2 tRNA genes and 2 rRNA genes are annotated in these 5,281 nt (G+C 52.0%); all 4 read left to right on the top strand.

Annotated elements, in window-relative coordinates:
- The first annotated feature begins 192 nt into the window (after positions 1-192).
- The 4 genes from FFS27_RS28060 (at position 193) to FFS27_RS28045 (ending at position 5,089) form a co-directional block, all read left to right on the top strand.
- Positions 193-1,728 (top strand): 16S ribosomal RNA (locus FFS27_RS28060).
- A 64-nt stretch (positions 1,729-1,792) separates the two neighbouring features.
- Positions 1,793-1,869: transfer RNA gene (locus FFS27_RS28055), tRNA-Ile, on the top strand.
- A gap of 28 nt (positions 1,870-1,897) precedes the next feature.
- Positions 1,898-1,973, top strand: a tRNA-Ala gene (locus tag FFS27_RS28050).
- A gap of 225 nt (positions 1,974-2,198) precedes the next feature.
- Positions 2,199-5,089 (top strand): 23S ribosomal RNA (locus FFS27_RS28045).
- The 16S and 23S rRNA genes sit together here with 2 tRNA genes alongside, the layout of an rRNA operon.
- Positions 5,090-5,281 lie beyond the last annotated feature (192 nt).

Below are 5,281 nucleotides of genomic sequence, written 5' to 3'. Positions count from 1 at the left end.
CGAAAGCCTTGACCAACTGCTCTTTAACAAGTCGAATCAAGCAATTCGTGTGGGTGCTTGTGATGTAAGACTGGTGATCGCAAGATTATCAGCAACGCAAGTAACACTCGTGAATTCGAGAGTTTTATCTCTTTTTAAGAGAATGCGATTGCTGAGCCAAGTTTAGGGTTTTCTCAAAACCCAAGCAGTATTGAACTGAAGAGTTTGATCATGGCTCAGATTGAACGCTGGCGGCAGGCCTAACACATGCAAGTCGAGCGGATGAAGGGAGCTTGCTCCTGGATTCAGCGGCGGACGGGTGAGTAATGCCTAGGAATCTGCCTGGTAGTGGGGGATAACGTCCGGAAACGGGCGCTAATACCGCATACGTCCTGAGGGAGAAAGTGGGGGATCTTCGGACCTCACGCTATCAGATGAGCCTAGGTCGGATTAGCTAGTTGGTGGGGTAAAGGCCTACCAAGGCGACGATCCGTAACTGGTCTGAGAGGATGATCAGTCACACTGGAACTGAGACACGGTCCAGACTCCTACGGGAGGCAGCAGTGGGGAATATTGGACAATGGGCGAAAGCCTGATCCAGCCATGCCGCGTGTGTGAAGAAGGTCTTCGGATTGTAAAGCACTTTAAGTTGGGAGGAAGGGCAGTAAGTTAATACCTTGCTGTTTTGACGTTACCAACAGAATAAGCACCGGCTAACTTCGTGCCAGCAGCCGCGGTAATACGAAGGGTGCAAGCGTTAATCGGAATTACTGGGCGTAAAGCGCGCGTAGGTGGTTCAGCAAGTTGGATGTGAAATCCCCGGGCTCAACCTGGGAACTGCATCCAAAACTACTGAGCTAGAGTACGGTAGAGGGTGGTGGAATTTCCTGTGTAGCGGTGAAATGCGTAGATATAGGAAGGAACACCAGTGGCGAAGGCGACCACCTGGACTGATACTGACACTGAGGTGCGAAAGCGTGGGGAGCAAACAGGATTAGATACCCTGGTAGTCCACGCCGTAAACGATGTCGACTAGCCGTTGGGATCCTTGAGATCTTAGTGGCGCAGCTAACGCGATAAGTCGACCGCCTGGGGAGTACGGCCGCAAGGTTAAAACTCAAATGAATTGACGGGGGCCCGCACAAGCGGTGGAGCATGTGGTTTAATTCGAAGCAACGCGAAGAACCTTACCTGGCCTTGACATGCTGAGAACTTTCCAGAGATGGATTGGTGCCTTCGGGAACTCAGACACAGGTGCTGCATGGCTGTCGTCAGCTCGTGTCGTGAGATGTTGGGTTAAGTCCCGTAACGAGCGCAACCCTTGTCCTTAGTTACCAGCACCTCGGGTGGGCACTCTAAGGAGACTGCCGGTGACAAACCGGAGGAAGGTGGGGATGACGTCAAGTCATCATGGCCCTTACGGCCAGGGCTACACACGTGCTACAATGGTCGGTACAAAGGGTTGCCAAGCCGCGAGGTGGAGCTAATCCCATAAAACCGATCGTAGTCCGGATCGCAGTCTGCAACTCGACTGCGTGAAGTCGGAATCGCTAGTAATCGTGAATCAGAATGTCACGGTGAATACGTTCCCGGGCCTTGTACACACCGCCCGTCACACCATGGGAGTGGGTTGCTCCAGAAGTAGCTAGTCTAACCGCAAGGGGGACGGTTACCACGGAGTGATTCATGACTGGGGTGAAGTCGTAACAAGGTAGCCGTAGGGGAACCTGCGGCTGGATCACCTCCTTAATCGAAGATCCCGGCTTCTTCATAAGCTCCCACACGAATTGCTTGATTCACTGGTTAGACGATTGGGTCTGTAGCTCAGTTGGTTAGAGCGCACCCCTGATAAGGGTGAGGTCGGCAGTTCGAATCTGCCCAGACCCACCAATTGTTGGTGTGCTGCGTGATCCGATACGGGGCCATAGCTCAGCTGGGAGAGCGCCTGCTTTGCACGCAGGAGGTCAGGAGTTCGATCCTCCTTGGCTCCACCATCCAAACAATCGTCGAAAGCTCAGAAATGAATGTTCGTGAATGAACATTGATTTCTGGTCTTTGCACCAGAACTGTTCTTTAAAAATTCGGGTATGTGATAGAAGTAAGACTGAATGATCTCTTTCACTGGTGATCATTCAAGTCAAGGTAAAATTTGCGAGTTCAAGCGCGAATTTTCGGCGAATGTCGTCTTCACAGTATAACCAGATTGCTTGGGGTTATATGGTCAAGTGAAGAAGCGCATACGGTGGATGCCTTGGCAGTCAGAGGCGATGAAAGACGTGGTAGCCTGCGAAAAGCTTCGGGGAGTCGGCAAACAGACTTTGATCCGGAGATCTCTGAATGGGGGAACCCACCTAGGATAACCTAGGTATCTTGTACTGAATCCATAGGTGCAAGAGGCGAACCAGGGGAACTGAAACATCTAAGTACCCTGAGGAAAAGAAATCAACCGAGATTCCCTTAGTAGTGGCGAGCGAACGGGGATTAGCCCTTAAGCTTCATTGATTTTAGCGGAACGCTCTGGAAAGTGCGGCCATAGTGGGTGATAGCCCCGTACGCGAAAGGATCTTTGAAGTGAAATCGAGTAGGACGGAGCACGAGAAACTTTGTCTGAACATGGGGGGACCATCCTCCAAGGCTAAATACTACTGACTGACCGATAGTGAACCAGTACCGTGAGGGAAAGGCGAAAAGAACCCCGGAGAGGGGAGTGAAATAGAACCTGAAACCGTATGCGTACAAGCAGTGGGAGCCTACTTGTTAGGTGACTGCGTACCTTTTGTATAATGGGTCAGCGACTTATATTCAGTGGCAAGCTTAACCGTATAGGGTAGGCGTAGCGAAAGCGAGTCTTAATAGGGCGTTTAGTCGCTGGGTATAGACCCGAAACCGGGCGATCTATCCATGAGCAGGTTGAAGGTTAGGTAACACTGACTGGAGGACCGAACCCACTCCCGTTGAAAAGGTAGGGGATGACTTGTGGATCGGAGTGAAAGGCTAATCAAGCTCGGAGATAGCTGGTTCTCCTCGAAAGCTATTTAGGTAGCGCCTCATGTATCACTCTGGGGGGTAGAGCACTGTTTCGGCTAGGGGGTCATCCCGACTTACCAAACCGATGCAAACTCCGAATACCCAGAAGTGCCGAGCATGGGAGACACACGGCGGGTGCTAACGTCCGTCGTGAAAAGGGAAACAACCCAGACCGCCAGCTAAGGTCCCAAAGTTGTGGTTAAGTGGTAAACGATGTGGGAAGGCTTAGACAGCTAGGAGGTTGGCTTAGAAGCAGCCACCCTTTAAAGAAAGCGTAATAGCTCACTAGTCGAGTCGGCCTGCGCGGAAGATGTAACGGGGCTCAAACCACACACCGAAGCTGCGGGTGTCACGTAAGTGACGCGGTAGAGGAGCGTTCTGTAAGCCTGTGAAGGTGAGTTGAGAAGCTTGCTGGAGGTATCAGAAGTGCGAATGCTGACATGAGTAACGACAATGGGTGTGAAAAACACCCACGCCGAAAGACCAAGGGTTCCTGCGCAACGTTAATCGACGCAGGGTTAGTCGGTTCCTAAGGCGAGGCTGAAAAGCGTAGTCGATGGGAAACAGGTTAATATTCCTGTACTTCTGGTTACTGCGATGGAGGGACGGAGAAGGCTAGGCCAGCTTGGCGTTGGTTGTCCAAGTTTAAGGTGGTAGGCTGAAATCTTAGGTAAATCCGGGGTTTCAAGGCCGAGAGCTGATGACGAGTCGTCTTTTAGATGACGAAGTGGTTGATGCCATGCTTCCAAGAAAAGCTTCTAAGCTTCAGGTAACCAGGAACCGTACCCCAAACCGACACAGGTGGTCGGGTAGAGAATACCAAGGCGCTTGAGAGAACTCGGGTGAAGGAACTAGGCAAAATGGCACCGTAACTTCGGGAGAAGGTGCGCCGGCTAGGGTGAAGGATTTACTCCGTAAGCTCTGGCTGGTCGAAGATACCAGGCCGCTGCGACTGTTTATTAAAAACACAGCACTCTGCAAACACGAAAGTGGACGTATAGGGTGTGACGCCTGCCCGGTGCCGGAAGGTTAATTGATGGGGTTAGCGCAAGCGAAGCTCTTGATCGAAGCCCCGGTAAACGGCGGCCGTAACTATAACGGTCCTAAGGTAGCGAAATTCCTTGTCGGGTAAGTTCCGACCTGCACGAATGGCGTAACGATGGCGGCGCTGTCTCCACCCGAGACTCAGTGAAATTGAAATCGCTGTGAAGATGCAGTGTATCCGCGGCTAGACGGAAAGACCCCGTGAACCTTTACTGTAGCTTTGCACTGGACTTTGAGCCTGCTTGTGTAGGATAGGTGGGAGGCTTTGAAGCGTGGACGCCAGTTCGCGTGGAGCCATCCTTGAAATACCACCCTGGCATGCTTGAGGTTCTAACTCTGGTCCGTGATCCGGATCGAGGACAGTGTATGGTGGGCAGTTTGACTGGGGCGGTCTCCTCCTAAAGAGTAACGGAGGAGTACGAAGGTGCGCTCAGACCGGTCGGAAATCGGTCGTAGAGTATAAAGGCAAAAGCGCGCTTGACTGCGAGACAGACACGTCGAGCAGGTACGAAAGTAGGTCTTAGTGATCCGGTGGTTCTGTATGGAAGGGCCATCGCTCAACGGATAAAAGGTACTCCGGGGATAACAGGCTGATACCGCCCAAGAGTTCATATCGACGGCGGTGTTTGGCACCTCGATGTCGGCTCATCACATCCTGGGGCTGAAGCCGGTCCCAAGGGTATGGCTGTTCGCCATTTAAAGTGGTACGCGAGCTGGGTTTAGAACGTCGTGAGACAGTTCGGTCCCTATCTGCCGTGGACGTTTGAGATTTGAGAGGGGCTGCTCCTAGTACGAGAGGACCGGAGTGGACGAACCTCTGGTGTTCCGGTTGTCACGCCAGTGGCATTGCCGGGTAGCTATGTTCGGAAAAGATAACCGCTGAAAGCATCTAAGCGGGAAACTTGCCTCAAGATGAGATCTCACTGGGAACTTGATTCCCCTGAAGGGCCGTCGAAGACTACGACGTTGATAGGCTGGGTGTGTAAGCGTTGTGAGGCGTTGAGCTAACCAGTACTAATTGCCCGTGAGGCTTGACCATATAACACCCAAACAATCTGATGATTGTGTGTTGTAAGGTGAAGTCGACGAACCGAAAGTTCGCATGAACCGCAAACACCTTGAAATCACATACCTGAATCCGGATAGACGTAAGCCCAAGCGAACGGATATCCAACCGAATTGCTTGACGATCATAGAGCGTTGGAACCACCTGATCCCTTCCCGAACTCAG

The sequence above is a fragment of the Pseudomonas sp. 2VD genome (assembly GCF_005503585.1).
GTDB lineage: Bacteria > Pseudomonadota > Gammaproteobacteria > Pseudomonadales > Pseudomonadaceae > Pseudomonas > Pseudomonas aeruginosa.
The sequence above is the reverse complement of the archived record's forward strand: the minus strand, read 5'-3'. Positions and strand labels throughout refer to the sequence as shown.